The 15,104-nt window shown below is 71.4% G+C and carries 15 protein-coding genes; 7 read left to right on the top strand and 8 right to left on the bottom strand.

Annotated elements, in window-relative coordinates:
- Window positions 1-61 precede the first annotated feature (61 nt).
- Window positions 62-862 (bottom strand): inositol monophosphatase family protein, encoded by an 801-nt coding sequence (locus ACFQ3T_RS26555; protein ID WP_380727036.1) that lies wholly within the window; start codon window positions 860-862, stop codon window positions 62-64.
- 95 nt (window positions 863-957) lie between these two features.
- Between ACFQ3T_RS26555 and ppgK the strand changes: the two genes are divergently transcribed.
- The 4 genes from ppgK (at window position 958) to ACFQ3T_RS26535 (ending at window position 4,442) form a co-directional block, all read left to right on the top strand.
- Window positions 958-1,719: a polyphosphate--glucose phosphotransferase gene (gene ppgK / locus ACFQ3T_RS26550; RefSeq protein ID WP_380727034.1), complete on the top strand. Its 762-nt coding sequence runs from the start codon at window positions 958-960 to the stop codon at window positions 1,717-1,719.
- Between the two features lie 170 nt (window positions 1,720-1,889).
- Entirely contained in the window at window positions 1,890-3,218 is a 1,329-nt protein-coding gene (locus tag ACFQ3T_RS26545; RefSeq protein ID WP_380727032.1) for an RNA polymerase sigma factor, read from the top strand.
- A gap of 197 nt (window positions 3,219-3,415) precedes the next feature.
- Window positions 3,416-3,838, top strand: a complete 423-nt coding sequence (locus tag ACFQ3T_RS26540) for a hypothetical protein (protein ID WP_380727030.1) — start codon at window positions 3,416-3,418, stop codon at window positions 3,836-3,838.
- 424 nt (window positions 3,839-4,262) lie between these two features.
- Window positions 4,263-4,442, top strand: coding sequence for a DUF7455 domain-containing protein (locus ACFQ3T_RS26535; protein ID WP_015800348.1), 180 nt, complete (start codon window positions 4,263-4,265; stop codon window positions 4,440-4,442).
- A gap of 79 nt (window positions 4,443-4,521) precedes the next feature.
- Here the strand turns inward: ACFQ3T_RS26535 and ACFQ3T_RS26530 are convergent, their stop codons facing one another.
- From ACFQ3T_RS26530 to ACFQ3T_RS26510, 5 genes are all read right to left on the bottom strand, one after another.
- A complete protein-coding gene (locus ACFQ3T_RS26530) occupies window positions 4,522-5,694 on the bottom strand; it encodes an ROK family protein (RefSeq protein ID WP_380727028.1) in 1,173 nt (390 codons plus the stop codon).
- Between the two features lies 1 nt (window position 5,695).
- On the bottom strand, window positions 5,696-7,126 hold the full coding sequence (locus ACFQ3T_RS26525; RefSeq protein ID WP_380727026.1) for a sugar ABC transporter permease: 1,431 nt from the start codon (window positions 7,124-7,126) through the stop codon (window positions 5,696-5,698).
- Window positions 7,127-7,182: 56 nt separating this feature from the next.
- Complete coding sequence (locus ACFQ3T_RS26520) at window positions 7,183-7,956, bottom strand: ATP-binding cassette domain-containing protein (protein WP_380727024.1); 774 nt, start codon at window positions 7,954-7,956, stop codon at window positions 7,183-7,185.
- A 93-nt stretch (window positions 7,957-8,049) separates the two neighbouring features.
- On the bottom strand, window positions 8,050-9,186 hold the full coding sequence (locus ACFQ3T_RS26515) for a sugar ABC transporter substrate-binding protein (RefSeq protein WP_380727022.1): 1,137 nt from the start codon (window positions 9,184-9,186) through the stop codon (window positions 8,050-8,052).
- A gap of 167 nt (window positions 9,187-9,353) precedes the next feature.
- Entirely contained in the window at window positions 9,354-11,069 is a 1,716-nt protein-coding gene (locus ACFQ3T_RS26510) for a DEAD/DEAH box helicase (protein ID WP_380727020.1), read from the bottom strand.
- Window positions 11,070-11,280: 211 nt separating this feature from the next.
- Between ACFQ3T_RS26510 and ACFQ3T_RS26505 the strand changes: the two genes are divergently transcribed.
- On the top strand, window positions 11,281-12,465 hold the full coding sequence (locus tag ACFQ3T_RS26505; RefSeq protein ID WP_380727018.1) for a YhjD/YihY/BrkB family envelope integrity protein: 1,185 nt from the start codon (window positions 11,281-11,283) through the stop codon (window positions 12,463-12,465).
- A 100-nt stretch (window positions 12,466-12,565) separates the two neighbouring features.
- Here the strand turns inward: ACFQ3T_RS26505 and ACFQ3T_RS26500 are convergent, their stop codons facing one another.
- Window positions 12,566-12,817, bottom strand: coding sequence for a DUF3039 domain-containing protein (locus tag ACFQ3T_RS26500; protein ID WP_380727016.1), 252 nt, complete (start codon window positions 12,815-12,817; stop codon window positions 12,566-12,568).
- 31 nt (window positions 12,818-12,848) lie between these two features.
- Here ACFQ3T_RS26500 and ACFQ3T_RS26495 point away from each other — a divergent pair, with 31 nt between their 5' ends.
- Window positions 12,849-13,757, top strand: a complete 909-nt coding sequence (locus tag ACFQ3T_RS26495; RefSeq protein WP_380727014.1) for a pseudouridine-5'-phosphate glycosidase — start codon at window positions 12,849-12,851, stop codon at window positions 13,755-13,757.
- Window positions 13,754-14,644, top strand: coding sequence for a carbohydrate kinase family protein (locus ACFQ3T_RS26490; RefSeq protein ID WP_380727012.1), 891 nt, complete (start codon window positions 13,754-13,756; stop codon window positions 14,642-14,644). The genes ACFQ3T_RS26495 and ACFQ3T_RS26490 overlap by 4 nt, the downstream gene beginning before the upstream one ends.
- On the opposite strand, the gene ACFQ3T_RS26485 is transcribed toward ACFQ3T_RS26490, so the two are convergent.
- A complete protein-coding gene (locus ACFQ3T_RS26485) occupies window positions 14,626-14,940 on the bottom strand; it encodes a DUF3099 domain-containing protein (protein WP_380727010.1) in 315 nt (104 codons plus the stop codon). The two genes, ACFQ3T_RS26490 and ACFQ3T_RS26485, sit on opposite strands and share 19 nt — an antisense overlap.
- Between the last annotated feature and the right edge of the window lie 164 nt (window positions 14,941-15,104).

Below are 15,104 nucleotides of genomic sequence, written 5' to 3'. Positions count from 1 at the left end.
CCCGATCCGGGCGCACCCCCGCGCCCGACCGGCCGCACGCGACCGGCCCGGCGCGACGGCGTCAGACCTTGCCGAAACCGCACTCCACGAGCGCGGTGAACAGGGCGTCGGCGATGCCCGGCGCGGCGGCGAACGTGGCGTCCGCGCCCAGCTCGGGCGCCTCGCCGGGCAGGTGGACGACCGCCCCGGCCTCACGGGCCAGCAACGCGACCGCCGCGCCGACCGACCGGCCCAGGGTGTGCTCCGCGTAGGCGTCGAGCCGCCCGGCCGCCACGGCGCACAGGTCCAGCGATGCCGCGCCGGCCCGCCGCATGTCCCGCACCCTGGTCGCGAGGCCCGCCCAGACGTCCGCCTGCCGCTGCCGCCGCTCGGGCCGGTAGGCGAAGCCGTAACCCAAAAGGGACAAGTCCAATCGGGTGGCGTCCGACACGGAGAGCCGCCGGCCGTCCAGCCAGGCCCCGCCGCCCTTCGCCGCCGTCCACACCCGGCCGCCGACGGGCTCGACGACGGCCCCCGCGACGGACTCGCCGTCGACCTGCGCGGCGATGGAGACGGCGTAGTGCGGGATGCCGTAGAGGTAGTTCACGGTGCCGTCGATCGGGTCGACGACCCAGGTCAGGCCCTCGACGGCGGCCGTGCCGCCCTCCTCCTCCCCGATCACCGGCTCACCGGGCCGCAGCTCGGCGAGCCGCCGCCGGACCAGTTGCTCGGACGCGCGGTCACCTGCGGTCACCACGTCGGTGGCGCTGCTTTTGGTGTCGACGTCGGTCACGGCGGCTTCACGCATGGACACGGCCAGCTCGCCCGCCTCACGCGCGACGAGCACGGCGACATCAACCAATGAGCGTGGATCGAAACGCAACTGTTCCTCCTGCGTCACTCTCACGGGACTATCGGAGAACTGCAGGCTAATGTCTGCGGCCACGGTTACTGAATCGAGTAGGAAGGGCCACGGGGATGGGCATGACCCGCGGGTTCGGCGTGGACATCGGCGGTTCCGGCATCAAGGGCGGGCTCGTGGACCTGGAGGCGGGTGCGCTGGACGGCGAGCGGCTGCGCATCACCACGCCCCAGCCGTCGACGCCGGACGCGGTCGCCGACGTGGTCGCCGAGATCGTCGAGAAGTTCAACTGGGACGGTCCCGTGGGCGTCACCCTGCCCTGCGTGGTCAAGCACGGTGTGGCGCACAGCGCCGCGAACGTCGACCAGGCGTGGATCGGCACGGACGCCGCCGAGCTGTTCGCCGAGCGCTTGGGACGGCCGAAGGACCAGGTCGTGGTGCTCAACGACGCCGACGCCGCCGGCATCGCCGAGATGCGGTTCGGCTCGGGCGTCGACCAGGACGGCCTGGTGGTGCTGCTGACGTTCGGCACGGGCATCGGCAGCGCGTTGTTCCTGGACGGCAAGCTCGTCCCCAACACCGAGTTCGGCCACCTGGAGGTGGACGGGCACGACGCGGAGAAGCGCGCGGCGGCCTCGGTGAAGGAGGACAAGGGCCTGACCTGGGCCGAGTGGACGCCGCGGGTGTCGCGGTACATCAACGTGCTGGAGAACCTGATCTGGCCGGACCTGGTCATCGCGGGCGGCGGGGTCAGCAAGAAGGCCGAGAAGTGGCTCCCGCTGCTCGAGGTGCGCACGCCGGTGGTGGCCGCCGCGCTGAAGAACGACGCGGGCATCGTCGGGGCGGCGGTCGCCGCGGCGCAGGGCCTCCGGCACTGATTTCCGCCTCGTTCCACCTGCGAGAACGCGTGCCGGGCCACCTTCGGGGACGCCGGGGCGCAACGGCACGCGATTCTCGTCGTTACAATGGAACAGTGCCCCGCTGACGAACGATCCGGCGGGGGATCCCCCGTACTCAGGCGACCGAGGTTCGCGCCCTTCGGTTTGCCTTGATCGACAGTCGTGAAAGGGCGTACGTGGCAGCCGCGAAGACGACTCAGGCAGCTAAGGCTGACGCCGAGGAGACGCCCAAGGCCACCTCGGCGAGGAAGGCCCCGGCGAAGAAGCCGGCGGCGAAGACCGCCGCGGCGGGGAAGACGGCCACGCGGGCGCCGCGCAAGACGGCCGCCAAGGCCGCCGCTGCCGCGCCTGGCAAGGTGAAGAAGGACGGCGAGGAGCCCGAGGACCTCGAAGGTGCTCCAGATGCCGAAGACCTGGTCGACGACGTCGAGCTGATCGACGAGCCGGTCGAGGAGGAGCCCGCCGAGGAAGAGGCGAAGCCCGGCGAGGGCGACTTCGTCTGGGACGAGGAGGAGTCGGAGGCCCTGCGGCAAGCCCGCAAGGACGCCGAGCTGACCGCCTCGGCCGACTCGGTCCGCGCCTACCTGAAGCAGATCGGCAAGGTCGCGCTCCTCAACGCGGAGGAGGAGGTCGAACTCGCCAAGCGCATCGAGGCCGGCCTCTACGCCGCCGAGCGGGTGCGCCGGGCCGAGGACGAGCAGGAGAAGCTGACCCCGCAGCTGCGCCGCGACCTGCGGTGGATCGTGCGGGACGGCGAGCGGGCGAAGAACCACCTGTTGGAGGCGAACCTCCGCTTGGTGGTGTCGCTGGCCAAGCGGTACACGGGTCGTGGCATGGCGTTCCTGGACCTGATCCAGGAGGGCAACCTCGGTCTGATCCGCGCGGTGGAGAAGTTCGACTACACCAAGGGCTACAAGTTCTCCACGTACGCGACGTGGTGGATTCGTCAGGCCATCACCCGCGCGATGGCCGACCAGGCCCGCACCATCCGCATCCCGGTGCACATGGTCGAGGTCATCAACAAGCTGGGTCGCATCCAGCGCGAACTGCTCCAGGACCTGGGCCGCGAGCCCACCCCGGAGGAGCTCGCGAAGGAAATGGACATCACCCCGGAGAAGGTGCTGGAGATCCAGCAGTACGCCCGGGAGCCCATCTCGCTCGACCAGACGATCGGCGACGAGGGCGACAGCCAGCTCGGTGACTTCATCGAGGACTCCGAGGCCGTGGTGGCCGTGGACGCGGTGTCGTTCACGCTGCTCCAGGACCAGCTGCAGTCCGTGCTGGCGACGTTGTCCGAGCGCGAGGCGGGTGTGGTGCGGCTGCGGTTCGGCCTCACCGACGGCCAGCCGCGCACGCTGGACGAGATCGGCCAGGTCTACGGGGTGACGCGCGAGCGCATCCGGCAGATCGAGTCGAAGACGATGTCGAAGCTGCGCCACCCGTCGCGCTCGCAGGTGCTGCGCGACTACCTGGACTAGTCCGCCGGGCTGCAGATCACTCCGGGCAAGACCCCCTCGGCCGTTCGGTCGAGGGGGTCTTGTTCTTTTCGCACAATCTCACCCGTCCGTGTGATGTCGCGGCCCACTCGGGGTGGTCTGCCGGACGTGGCGCAGCTGCCGGGGGGCGGAGCTGCCGGGGGGCGGCACTGGGGACGCGCCGCCACGGGGGAACCACCATGAGCGAGCGTCGCACTGGAGCCCGCCTGGCCCGACTCGCGTCGGCCGACGCGCTGGACCGGCAGGCGTGGCCGGAGCACGTGAACAACGGCGAGGAGGGCGACTACCCGTACGTCGCCAACTACGGCAAGGGCCTGCCGCACGACGAGGTCGGCGAGGTGCGGCCGGAGGCGTACCGGCGGCCGGGTCCACGCGCACCTGTCGGGTCTGCGGGACTACGACATGATCGACCGCGAGGTGCCGGCCTCGGAGGCGGTCAAGCTCACGCACGAGAAGCACGGGGCGTACCTGCTGCCGCAGGCGTTCCCGGAGGGCTCGGCGAGGCGGTCGGCATCGGCGTGCCGCGGGACCACGTGCGGGTCTGCCACGAGGACGCGTCGTTCGGGCTGACGCGGTTCGACGGCCGGCGCGTCACCATCTGACGGGCCGCGGAACGTGCCGTGAACCGGCGGTTCGTGTCCTGATCGTGTCCGAATCGTGGAATGGACTCGCGTGTTCGCTCTGGGCTGACCAAAGTGTTACCGATCACAGGACAGCACTGCGGGTTCCCACCTTTTGGAGCAGCGGATGTGCGTCCAACGCCGTATTCGCAGGTCCGCAAACCGTTGGGACGACAGCGGACCGTGAGCACGGGCCGATCGATCCGGTGGAACTCGTGGGTTCGGACCACCCGGGCGCCGGGTAAATGACGGGTGACGCGGGTCGCCACGATGTCGGGAACACTGACTTCCGCTCCTGCGTCTGCAAGAGTGGAAGCAGCGAACACGGCGCACCCGCCAGATGCGAAGTGGTCGCAGCTAGGTGTGAGGGCACCGATCCCCGGTGCCGGGACGGAGGGAGATTTCCATGACTACGACGCTCACCCGCCCCGCGTTGACCGCTGCCGACCGCTGCGACCGCTGCGGGGCTGCTGCCCAGGTTCGCGCCGTGCTCCCCTCCGGGGGCGAGTTGCTGTTCTGCGGGCACCACGCCCGCGAGCACAGCACCAAGCTGCGTGAGCTCGCTGCCGAGTTGCAGCAGGGCTGAACATCGCGAGCCCTGACGGGCTCGTAGCACCCTAGCCGTCCGGGGCGGGGATCCGAGAGGATCCCCGCCCCCCTGCATGTCAGACCTCGCCCAGCACGGGCTCGAAGGCCAGTTCGGCGGCGCCCACGAGCTTCGCGTCACGTCCCAGGGGTGACGACACGATGCGCGTGCCGCCGACCGCGCGGGACACCAGGGAACGCCGCTGCACGGTGTGCCGCAGCTGCTCGACCATGCTCTCCGGCAGCGCGGTGAACAGGTCGCCCAGCACGACGAGTTCCGGTCCCAGCATGTTGACCACGGTGACCAGGCCCATCGCCAGCCACTCGGTGAACTCGCCGAGCCGGTGGGCGACGCTGTCCGGCGAACCGGCGAGGGACCGCAGCTCGGCCACGACGGTGCCGCGCGGCGCGTCCTCGGGCAGGGCCAGGGCGCGGCAGAGCGCCGCCTCCCCCACCTCGGTCTCCCAGCAGCCGTGGCAGCCGCAGTAGCACCGCCGGCCGCCCGGCCGGACGACCATGTGGCCCAGTTCGCCGACGTAGCCGCCGGTGCCGCGCAGCGGTTGGCCGTTGGAGATGACGCCGCCGCCGATGCCGACGTCGGCGGAGATGTAGACCACGTCGGACGACCCGCGGGCCGCGCCGCGGACGTGCTCGGCCAGCGCCCCCAGCTCGGCGTCGTTGCCGACCTGGACGGGCACCTTGAGCACCGACGAGAGCCGTTCGCCGAGCGCCACGTCGGTCCAGTGCAGGTTGGGCGCTTCGTGCACGAGACCGTCGGAGCGCCGGACGACGCCGGGCACGGAGACGCCCACGCCGACCGCGCGCACGTCGAGTTCGTCGGCGAGGAGCTTGGCCGAGTCGGCGACGTGCGTGATCACCTCGCCGGGGTCGCGGGACCGGTGGTGCAGGTTCCACGAGTCGCGGCCCAGGATGTCGCCGCCCAGGCCCACCATGGCCATCGCCACCTGCTCGACGCGGATGTCGATGGCCATCACGACGGCCGCGTGCGGCTGCGGCAGGACGAGCAGGGACGGGCGGCCGGCGCCGGACCGCTGCGCCGGCACGCGTTCGGCGACCACGCCGGACTCGGCGAGGCCGTCCACCAGGGCTTTGATCGTGCTGCGGTTGAGTCCCAGCTCAGCCGCCAGCGACGCCCTGGTGGACGGGCCGTCCACGTGCAGCCGGCGCAGCAGCGCCGTTCGGTTGTGCCTGCGGACCTCGTCGGGTCGGGCTCCCGCGGTGGGTGTGCTCACGTCAGCGGGCGGCGGTGGCCGCCCGGCGGCGGGACAGCGCGTCGACGCTCGCGGCGAGCAGCAGGACGAGGCCGGTCACGACGAACACCACGGCGGCGGGCTGGTCGAGCAGGCCCATGCCGTTCTGGATGATCGCGAGGACCGCGCCACCGATGACCGCGTCACGCAGCTTGCCCTTGCCGCCGAACAGCGAGGTGCCGCCGATCACGGCCGCGCCGACCGCCATGAGCAGCGTGTTGCCGCCACCCGCGTTCGGGTCGACGGAGCCGACCTTCGACGAGTAGATGATCGCGCCGATGGCCGCGAGGGTGGACGCGATCACGAACACGCTCATCCGGATCTGCGGCACGTTGATGCCGGCGCGGCGCGCGGCTTCCTTGTTGCCGCCCACGGCGTAGACGTGCCTGCCGTAGCGGGTGCGTTCGAGCACGAACGTGCCGACGACCAGCAGCAAGAGCACGATCGGCACCACGAACGGGACGCCGGTGATCACGACGAGGTTGCTCTGCGAGCGGTTGAGCGTCAACGCGTAGGTGGCGACCGCGGCGAGCACCACGACGGTGCCGACCTTGGCCAGGACCATCGGCGTCGGCGACGCGACGAGGCCGCGGCGCAGCCGGCTGAAGTGGCGGCCGAGCACGACCGCCGCGTAGCCGCCGGCGGCGATGACGAACAGCGCCCACGAGCCCGCGGTGCTCAGGTTCCCGTTGGCGACGTTGAAGAGCACGTCGTCGCGCAGGCCGAGCGTGCCGCCCTGGCCGATGAACTGGAGGATCACGCCGCCCCAGGCCAGGAACAGCGCCAGGGTCACCACGAACGACGGGATGCCGACGCGGGCGACGAGGAAGCCGGTGATGGAGCCGATGGCCGCGCCGACGCAGACCGCCAGCAGCATCTCGACCCACGGGTTGGCCGGCACGCCGATCAGCGCGATGGCCAGCGCCACCAGCGACATCGCGGTGCCGGCCCAGATCCGCATCAGGCCGGCGAGCACGGCGGCCAGCGCGAGGACGCCGCAGAACAGGTAGAAGACGGTGTCGCCCATGCCGCCGAGCAGGTTGCCGCCCTGGACGAGGTGCAGCGCCATGACCGAGGCGCACACACCGGACGCGGTGCCGGCGGACAGGTCGATCTCGCCCAGCAGCAGCACGAACACCAGGCCCATGGCGATGGTGACGACGCTGGCGCCCTGGGCGAGGAGGTTGGCGATGTTGCCGAGGGTCAGGAAGGTGTCGGCCAGCGAGCTGAACACGATGAGCAGCACGACGACGCCGAGCAGCGCGGGCAGGGAGCCCAGTTCGCCGCCGCGGAGCCGGGCCACGTAGTCGCGGACCGCCTCGCCGGTGGACTGGGAGGTGGTGTCGATGCCGAAATCGGAGATGGCGCCCTGCGGAGTGTCCTGCGGGGACATCTCGCTGGTGGTCTTGGACATGCTGCGTTCCTCGTCGTGGGGAGCTTGGCTGTGCCGGGGTCGATCCGGGGCAGACATCAGATGGTCGCGGTCTCGGGACGGGCGATGCCCAGGTCCCCGGACCGCCCGGCGGTGATCAGCTCGACCACCTGGCCGTGGGTGACGTCCTTGGTGTTCACCTCGGCGGCCATCCGGCCCAGGTAGAGGCACGCGATGCGGTCCGCGACCTCGAACACGTCGTTCATGTTGTGGCTGATCAGCACCACGCCCAGCCCTTGCTCGGCCAGCCGGCGCACGAGGTCGAGCACCTGGCGGGTCTGCGCCACGCCCAGCGCCGCGGTCGGCTCGTCCAGCAGCACGACCTGGCTGTTCCACAGCACGGCCTTGGCGATCGCCACGGTCTGCCGCTGCCCGCCGGACAGGGACGCGACCTGCGTGCGCACCGACTTGACGGTGCGGACGGACAGCGAGGTCAGGGTCGTGCGGGCGGCCTGCTCCATCTCCGCCTCGTCGAGCATGCCCAGCTTGCCGCGTTCCCGGCCGAGGAACATGTTCTGGACGATGTCGAGGTTGTCGCACAGCGCGAGGTCCTGGTAGACGACCTCGATGCCCAGGTTCGCGGCGTCGCGCGGCCCGTGGATGTGGACTTCCTGGCCGTTGAAGAGGACCTGGCCCGAGTCGGTCGGGTGGATGCCCGCGATGCACTTGACCAACGTCGACTTGCCCGCGCCGTTGTCGCCGACGAGGGCGGTGACCTGGCCGGGGTGCACGTCGAAGTCGATGTCGTGCAGGACGTGCACGGGACCGAAACTCTTGTTGATGCGGCGAAGTTCGAGGATCGGCTCGCTCACTGGATTTCCTCCGTCTAACCCTTTTTCCCCACACGCGGGTGGGCGCGCCGGGGCGGGGTGCGTCTCCCACACCCCGCCCCGGCGCGAGCTGGACTACTTGATGCCGAGCTCGGTGCAGACGGCGGCCAGGTCGGCGGCGCAGATCTCCGTCGCCTTGACGAAGCCCGCGTCCACGACCGTCTTGACCTTGTCCTTGGTGATCAGCTGCGCGGGCAGCAGGACCGACTTGACGTCGCGGTTGCCCTTGGTGTCCTTGGTGACGCCGGTGGCCTGCGCGTCGGCCGCCGCCGTGTCGCCCTTGGCCAGCGCCGCGGCCAGCTTGGCGGTCGCCTCGGCCTGGTCGTTGATCGGCTTGAACACGGTCATGAACTGGTCGCCGCGCAGGATGGCCTGGAGGCCCTCCGGGGTGGCGTCCTGGCCGGTGACCGGGACCTTGCCGTTCAGGCCGTACTTCTTCAGCACGGTGATGACCGCACCCGCGAGGCCGTCGTTGGCGGCGACGACGCCGTCCACCTTCTGGCCGTTGCCGGTGAGGATCTGCTCGAAGGTGGTGCCGCCCTTCTGGTTGTCCCAGTTGTCGATCGGCTGGGACTGGACCAGCTTCAGGTCGCCCGACTCGTACTTGGGCTTCAGAACCTTCTGCTGGCCGTTGTAGAAGAGGGTGGCGTTGTTGTCGGTCGGGGCGCCCTCGATCTCGATGATCTCGGCCGGCTTCTTGCCCGCCGCGAGCGCGGCGACGCCCTGGAGCAGGCCCTCGCCCTGCAGCTCGCCGACCTTCTCGTTGTCGAACGAGACGTAGTACTTCGAGCTGCCGCCCAGGTTCAGCCGGTCGTAGTCGATGACCGGGATGCCCTGCGCCTCGGCCTTCTTCGCGACCGTCGCGCCGATCTCGCTGTTCGGCGTGGCGATGATCAGGACCTTGACGCCGGCGTTGATCATGCCGTCGGCGAGCGTCGAGAACTTCTGGACGTCACCCTGGGCGTTCTGGATGTCGGCCTGGAGGCCCTCGGCCTCGAGCGCCTTCTTCAGGAGCGGCTTGTCGAAGCCCTCCCAGCGGGCGGAGCTGGCGGTCTCGGGGAGGATGACGCCGACCTTCGCGCCGCCCGAGCCGCTGTTCGTGTTGGTGTCCGAGGTGGTGCCGCCACCAGTGGACGTGTTGGCGCCACATGCCGTCATGGCAACGGCGAGGCCGGTGCTCACGGCGATGAGAGCGAGGCTCTTGCTGCGCATTCGCCATCCCTTTCACGCAGGTGCGTAAATGTTGTGGCGCACAACGTATGCCGGGACAGGCGGTGACCGGAAGCACACTTGACCGGTCAAGTGGGCACAATGAGCTAACGACGAGGTAACCGGACGGTCATCTGACTACGCCGAATGCCGCACTTCGTCACAGGAAGTCACCACGAGCGCAACGTGGCGATCCGCTCCTCGAGCTGCTCGATGCTGGCCATCGCGGTCGGCGGGCCGCCGCAGTACTCGCGCAACTGGTTGTGGATCTTGCCGTGCGGCTTCTTCGTGCGGTGGTGGTGCATCGCCACGAGCGTGTTCAGCTCCTTGCGCAGCTGAGCCAGCCGTTCCTGCACGTTCGCCGGGCGCGCGGGCGCGGGCGGCGGGGCCGGCGCGGCGACCTGCCGCTTGCTCGCCTCGACCAGCTGCTTCTCCTGCCGCTGCCGCAGCAGCGCGCGCACCTGGTCCGGCTCCAGCAGGCCCGGCAACCCCAGGTACTCCTGCTCCTCGTCGCTGCCCGCGAACGCGGACGTGCCGAACGACGAGCCGTCGTAGATCACCTGGTCGAGCTCGGCGGACGCGCCGAGCGCGGTGAACGCCCGCTCCTCCTCGCCCGGCTCGTCCTTGACCTGGTTGGCCTGCGCCAGCAGCTCGTCGTCCCAGCCGTCCTTCTCCCGGTGCGGCTTGCCCAGCACGTGGTCGCGCTGCTGCTCCAGCTCGCTGGCCAGGCCGAGCAGCACGGGCACGCTGGGCAGGAACACGCTGGCCGTCTCACCCTTGGCGCGCTGCCGCACGAACCGGCCGACGGCCTGGGCGAAGAACAGGGGCGTCGACGCGCTGGTCGCGTAGACGCCGACGGCGAGCCGCGGCACGTCCACGCCCTCGGACACCATCCGGACGGCGATCATCCAGCGTTCCCGGGAGGCGGCGAACTCGGCGATGCGGCCGGAGGCCTTCGGGTCGTCGGACAGCACCAGGGTCGCGTCGTGGCCCGTGGTGCGCTTCAGGATCTCGGCGTAGGCCTTGGCCACGGTCTGGTCGGTGGCGATCACCAGGCCGCCCGCGTCCGGCATGCCGCCCTCGCGCAGCTGCGTCAGGCGCATGTCGGCGGCCTTCAGCACCGACGGGATCCACTCCCCCGTCGGGTCCAGCGCCACCCGCCACGCCCGCGCCGTCTGCTCCTGCGTCAGCGGCTCGCCGAGCCGGGCGGAGAACTCCTCGCCCGCGCTGGTGCGCCAGCTCGCCTCGCCCGAGTAGGCCAGGAAGATCACCGGCCGGACGACGCCGTCGCGCAACGCGTCCGAGTAGCCGTAGGCGTGGTCCGCGCGGCTGCGCTGCACGCCGTCCGGGCCGGGCTCGTAGCTGACGAACGGGATCGGCGAGTCGTCCGAGCGGAACGGGGTTCCGGTCAGGCACAGGCGGCGCACGGCGGGCGTGAACGCCTCGCGGATCGCGTCGCCCCACGACTTCGCGTCGCCGCCGTGGTGGATCTCGTCCAGCAGGACCAGCGTCTTGCGGTTCTCCGTGCGGACGCGGTGCAGCATCGGGTGCGCCGCGACCTGCGCGTACGTCAGCGCCACGCCGTGGTAGTCACGGGACGTCACGGCGTTGGTGTTGCGGAAGTTCGAGTCGATCGCGATGCCCGCGTCGGCCGCCGCCTGCGCCCACTGGTGCTTCAGGTGCTCGGTCGGCGTGACGACGGTGACCGCCTCGACCGTGCGGTCGGCGAGCAGTTCGGCCGCGACGCGCAGGCCGAACGTCGTCTTGCCCGCGCCGGGCGTCGCGACGGCCAGGAAGTCCTTGGGCTTCGCCGCCAGGTACTTGGTCAGCGCGCGGCGCTGCCAGGCGCGGAGGGGACGGGTCGTGGCGACTTGCGGTTGCGACAACCTCGAAACCCCTTCTGCGCTGATCAGCGGCGGTGCCGCGGTGGCCGTGCCGGGTGGTGCGCCGACGGCGCGCCCGCGTTGCGGTGGTGGACACGCAAATGCCCTCGCCGCGGGTGACCGTCGAGGGCAGGGACAGCCTACCCGCTGACCCGACGGCGCACGGGCTCCGATGCCGCGAAATCACCCGCCATGCACCATGCTTGATGTTGCGATGGGTTCGCCGAGGGACGAGACAGCACGCAGCGCGGGTCGCAAGGGGCCCCTGCGGTTGTTGGCGCGCACGCTGTCCAAGGCCTGGGAGGGCAGCATCTTCTCCGAGGCCGCCGAGGCGGCCTTCTGGCAGGTCCTGTCGTTCCCCCCGCTGCTGCTGGGACTGCTGGGCAGCCTCGGCTACCTGGGCGACTGGTTCGGGCCGGAGGTCGTCAGCGCGGTCAAGGACCGGATCATCTCGACCTGCCGCACGATCTTCAGCCAGGACGTCGTCAACGACGTGATCGTGCCCACCGTCGACCAGATCCTGACCACCGGCAAGGGCGAGATCGTCTCGGTGGGCTTCCTGATCTCGCTGTGGGCCGGGTCGTCCGCGATGTCGTCGTTCGTGGACGCGATCACCGCGGCGCACGACCAGTACGGCGTGCGCAACGAGGTGTGGCAGCGGATCTTCTCGCTGCTGCTGTACATGGCGAGCCTGGTGCTGCTGATCATCGGCCTGCCGGTGCTGGCGCTGGGCCCCGACCTGCTGCCGCGGGTGTTCCCGGACTCGTGGGAGCCGACGATCGAGTCGTGGCTCAGCGCGTTCTACTACCCGGGCATCGCGGTGCTGCTGGTCGTCGCGCTGGCGACGCTGTACAAGGTGTCGCTGCCGAACAAGCTGCCGTGGCACCGGCTCATGCCGGGCGCCGTGCTGGCGATGGCGGTGTTCCTGCTGTCGTCCATCGGGCTGCGGTTGTACATCCAGTGGATCACGACGACCGGGTACACGTACGGGGCGCTGGCGACGCCGATCGCGTTCCTGCTGTTCGCCTACCTGATCGGGCTGGCGATCACGCTGGGCGCCTACTTCAACAGCGCGTTGCAGGAGATGTGGCCGGCGCGGATGACCCGGCGGCAGCGGCGGCGGTGGCAGCGGTTGGAGATCGAGCGGGCCGCCGAGCGGCGGCGGTCGGACGAGGACCAGCGGGCCCGCGAAGCGCCGCCCGGCGCCGCCCCATCGTCCGGTGCTGCTCAGACGTCGGGTGCCGCCCAGTCGCCCGATGCCACCCAATCGTCGGGGACCGCTCAGACGTCTGGTGCCGAGCCCGGCACGGCGCCGTCGCCGGCGGACACCAACCACACCGTGCCGTTGCCGGTGGAACGGCGGTCCGGGCAGCCGAAGCGGGAGTCACGCGGGGTCTGACCCGGCGCACCGGCGGGTCGACGCGTGGTGGGACCGGTCACCGGGAGGTCCGGGCATGCGAGAGCACCCCGGCGCACCGGGGTGCCGTCGACTCGGAGTTCTACTCCCCGCCGCCGCCCTTGGGCAGGCCGTCGTAGATCTTCTTGCAGTCGGGGCAGACGGGGGAGCCCGGCTTGGGGGACTTCGTCACCGGGAACACCTCGCCGCACAGCGCCACCACGTGCGTGCCCATGACCGCGCTCTCCGCGATCTTGGCCTTGCGCACGTAGTGGAACATCTTCGGGGTGTCGTCCCCGGTGTGGTCCGTGCCTTCCGGCCGGGTCTCAACGTCGGGCAGAGTCTGCGTGCTCACGCGCCCAGCTTACCTGGGATGATGGCCCCTCGTGAGTACGCCGAGCTTCACCGAAGAGGTCCGAACCGCCCTGGCCGAGAACCGGCCGGTGGTCGCGTTGGAGAGCACGATCCTGTCCCACGGGCTACCGCCCGGCCGCAACCGCGAGGTCGCCGCACGGCTCGAGGACGTGGTGCGCGCCGCGGGCGCCGTGCCGGCCACGATCGCCGTGCTCGGCGGCGTGCCGAAGGTCGGGTTGACCCCCGCCGAGCTCGACTACGTCTGCGACCCGGCCAACGACCTGGTCAAGCTGTCGCGGCGGGACCTGGGCGCGGCGTACGGGTTGCGGCGGGACGGCGCCGACACGGTCGCGGGCACGGCCGGGCTGGCGCACGCCGCCGGCATCGGCGTGTTCGCCACCGGGGGCATGGGCGGCGTGCACCGGGGCGCGCGGGAGACGTGGGACGTCTCCGCCGACCTCGACGTGCTGGCCGCCACGCCGGTGCTGGTGGTGTGCTCGGGCGTGAAGTCGATCCTCGACATGGGCGCGACGCTGGAGCTGCTGGAGACCCGGTCGGTGCCGGTGCTCGGCTTCGGCACGGACCGGTTCCCCGCGTTCTACCGGCGGGAGTCGGAGTTCGACGTGCCGTGGCGGGTCGACTCGGTCGCGGAGGCGGCGGCCGTGGTGGCGGCGCACCGCGGGGTGCCGGGGTCGGCGGGCGTGCTGCTGGCCAACCCGATCCCGGTCGAGTTCGAGATGGACGCCGACCTGCACGACCGGCTGCTGCGCGAGGGCCTCGACCTGTTGCGCGAGCGCGACGTGCACGGCAAGGACGTCACGCCGGCGCTGCTGGAGCACTTCCACACCGCGAGCGGCGGGGTGAGCCTGGACGCGAACGAGGCGCTGGTCGTGTCGAACGCCGCGCTGGCGGCGGCGGTGGCCGTCGAGCTCGCGTCGTGACCGGGATCGTGGTCGTCGGCGACGCCGGGCTGGACGTCGTGGCCCGGCACGCGGGGCCGATCGTGCACGGCGGCGACTCGCGCGCGTCGGTGACCATCGAGCCCGGTGGCGCGGGCGCGAACACGGCGGTGTGGCTGGCCGCGTGCGGGGCGTCGCCGGTGCTGGTGGCACGGGTGGGCGCGGACTCGGCGGGACGGCAGGTGCACGCCGAGCTGACGTCGGCGGGCGTGCGGTGCGCGTTCGCCGTGGACCCGGAGGCGGCGACGTGCTGCGTGGTGGTCCTGGTGGACGACACCGGCCAGCGCAGCATGCTGCCCGACCGGGGCGCCAACGCCCGCTTCTCCCCCGCCGACCTCGACCCCGGGTTGCTGCGGGACGCGTCGCACCTGCACCTCTCCGGGTACGTGCTGCTGGACGCGTCGTCGCGGGCGGCCGGGGTGGCGGCGCTGCGGGCGGCACGGGAGGCGGGGCTGACCACGTCGGTCGACCCGCAGTCGGCGGCGTTGATCTACGACGGGTTCCTGGACGACGTGCGCGGCGTGGACCTGCTGCTGCCGAACACCGAGGAGCTGGTGGCGCTGACCGGCTCGGCGGCCCCCGGGTCGGCGGCGGCCGAGTGGGACGTGGCCGGCGCGGTGGCGCTGGCGTCCGGCGCGGACGGCGCGAGCTGGGTCGACCGGGACGGCCTCCTGTCCGTGCCGGCCGAGGACGTCGAGTGCGTCGACTCGACCGGGGCCGGTGACGCGTTCGACGCCGGGCTGCTGGCGGCGTGGCTGGCCGGCGCGTCCCGGCACGAGGCGCTGCTGGCCGGGGTGCGCGCGGCGGCGCGGGCGGTGTCCGCGGTCGGGGCGCAGCCGCCCGTCAGGACTCAGCCTTCGATGATGTGATGGGGCTTCGCCTCGATGGCGCGGTGCTCCTTGACGAACCGGCTGGTCTTCTCCGCCTTGCGGGGAGGCCGGTCGTTCGCGATGAGCACGGCCATCCACGGCAGCGGGACGGACAGCACGATCAACGCCAGGGCCAGCCACCAGGTCTGGTAGAAGACCATCGCCAGGATGAGGCACGGGATGCGCGCGCCCATCATGATCGCGTACTTGCGCTTGCGCGCGGCGTGCTGCTCGTCGTAGGAGGGCGCCGCCTCCGTGATGAGCACTGGCATGCCGTCGCGCTCGGGACTGGCCATACCTCCATCGTCCCATTGAGTGAGCCGGACGGATACCGGTGCGGTGTGTTTTTGACCGCTGCTCCGCCACCGGCCCCGTCGCCCTCACCTCACCTCACCCCCGCCTCACCCACCCCGCCTCACCCCACCCCAGCCTCACCCCACCCCATCCCCCTCCCGCCCCC

This window comes from Saccharothrix hoggarensis (genome assembly GCF_042678885.1).
GTDB classification, from domain to species: domain Bacteria; phylum Actinomycetota; class Actinomycetes; order Mycobacteriales; family Pseudonocardiaceae; genus Actinosynnema; species Actinosynnema hoggarensis.
Note: the sequence above shows the minus strand (reverse complement) of the source record. Positions and strands in the feature narration are given on the sequence as shown.

Excerpts from the sequence above, each read along its gene's own strand:
- ACFQ3T_RS26505 (WP_380727018.1), top strand. The coding sequence starts at position 11,281 with ATGGGTTCGCCGAGGGACGAGACAGCACGCAGCGCGGGTCGCAAGGGG.
- ACFQ3T_RS26515 (WP_380727022.1), bottom strand. The coding sequence starts at position 9,186 with ATGCGCAGCAAGAGCCTCGCTCTCATCGCCGTGAGCACCGGCCTCGCC.
- ACFQ3T_RS26535 (WP_015800348.1), top strand. The coding sequence starts at position 4,263 with ATGACTACGACGCTCACCCGCCCCGCGTTGACCGCTGCCGACCGCTGC.
- ACFQ3T_RS26525 (WP_380727026.1), bottom strand. The coding sequence starts at position 7,126 with ATGTCCAAGACCACCAGCGAGATGTCCCCGCAGGACACTCCGCAGGGC.
- ACFQ3T_RS26485 (WP_380727010.1), bottom strand. The coding sequence starts at position 14,940 with ATGGCCAGTCCCGAGCGCGACGGCATGCCAGTGCTCATCACGGAGGCG.
- ppgK (WP_380727034.1), top strand. The coding sequence starts at position 958 with ATGGGCATGACCCGCGGGTTCGGCGTGGACATCGGCGGTTCCGGCATC.
- ACFQ3T_RS26540 (WP_380727030.1), top strand. The coding sequence starts at position 3,416 with ATGAGCGAGCGTCGCACTGGAGCCCGCCTGGCCCGACTCGCGTCGGCC.